The 1172-nt window shown below is 72.7% G+C and carries 1 protein-coding gene; it reads right to left on the bottom strand.

What is annotated here, in order from left to right:
- Positions 1 to 655: hypothetical protein (locus HR086_RS46980; protein ID WP_174468925.1), on the bottom strand; the 655-nt coding region annotated here is incomplete at its 3' end.
- Between the last annotated feature and the right edge of the window lie 517 nt (positions 656 to 1172).

Below are 1172 nucleotides of genomic sequence, written 5' to 3'. Positions count from 1 at the left end.
GCTCCACCGTCCCCGGCAGGCCCGAGGCGGCGAGGATGGACGCGAGCCACTCCCCCCACGGCCCCGCGGGCAGGAAGCGCCGACGCGGAGGCAGCGCCGCGAGCACCGTCGTCATCGCCAGCGCCTGCATCGGCAGGCCCGAGCCCTCCACGCCCACCAGCCTCTCCCCCTCGGTGTAGTCGACGATGAGGCCCACCGGCACGGCCCGCATGAAGCGCGACGCGTAGCGCTGCGCCATGAGGTGCAGCGTGGACGTCTGCTGGTGCAGGAAGCCCACGCGCGCCTTGAGCAGCTCCAGGAGGTGGCTCCACAGCCGCTCGTGCTCGGAGCGGTCCATGGCGGTGCGCCGGATGGGCAGGGCCATGGAGAGCCCCGAGTCCAGGGAGTCCCGCCCCGGCTTGCACCACAGCCCCGTGTGCCAGAGGAGTGTGCCCTGGGCGTCGAACTCCCCCAGGCTGAGCAGCGCGCCGGACATCCAGAGCCGCGAGGCCCCTCCAGGCTCATGGAGGAAGCGGTAGGAGTAGCTCCCGGCGTAGCGCGCGTGGAGCAGCTCGCGCAGCGCGGGCTCATCGGGCTCCGCCAGCCAGCGGGTGTGCTCGCTGGGCTGGGCGGCGCGAAGGCCGTCAAAGAAGGGGGCGGCGCGTTCCCGGCACATGGAGTTTCAGCAATGCACCAACAGGGCCAGCCGGGAAGCCCCCTTCCTTCCGAGGAGATGGGCCCGGCCGCCGCCCCGCGCCCCCACCGGGTGTGCAGCCCGCTACACGAGGTGGAGTGCTCGGCTGCACAGGCGGCAAGCGCGTGCCCGGCCGTGCATCCCCGGCGCCCTTGGTGGGGCCCGGCGTCACGCCCGCTGCGTGAGGTGTGGAGGCAGGCGGCGGGTCTTGGCGTATGTGAATGGGCTCTCGGGGTGCGGGCGATTCTGGAGCACCTGGGCTTGCCCACGGCATGTGCGAGGTTGGCCCCGGCACGAAGGCCTCCCCAGGCCGTGGGGTATTGAGGCTCAAGAGGCGCCAACAGGCCCAGGCTCCTGCCACTCACCTCATGGGAGCACAGCCTGGGCCGTCGTGTGCCCCAAGGGGACTCAAGCGGCCTGTCCACCGGCCGGGAGCATCGCTCGGGCGGCCCCGTCAGCGGCCCTTCTCGACACCTCTGCGCCCTCCCTCCCCCTCAAC

Origin of the sequence: Myxococcus sp. CA039A, assembly GCF_013336645.1 — a bacterium.
Classification (GTDB): domain Bacteria; phylum Myxococcota; class Myxococcia; order Myxococcales; family Myxococcaceae; genus Myxococcus; species Myxococcus llanfairpwllgwyngyllgogerychwyrndrobwllllantysiliogogogochensis.
Note: the sequence above shows the minus strand (reverse complement) of the source record. Positions and strands in the feature narration are given on the sequence as shown.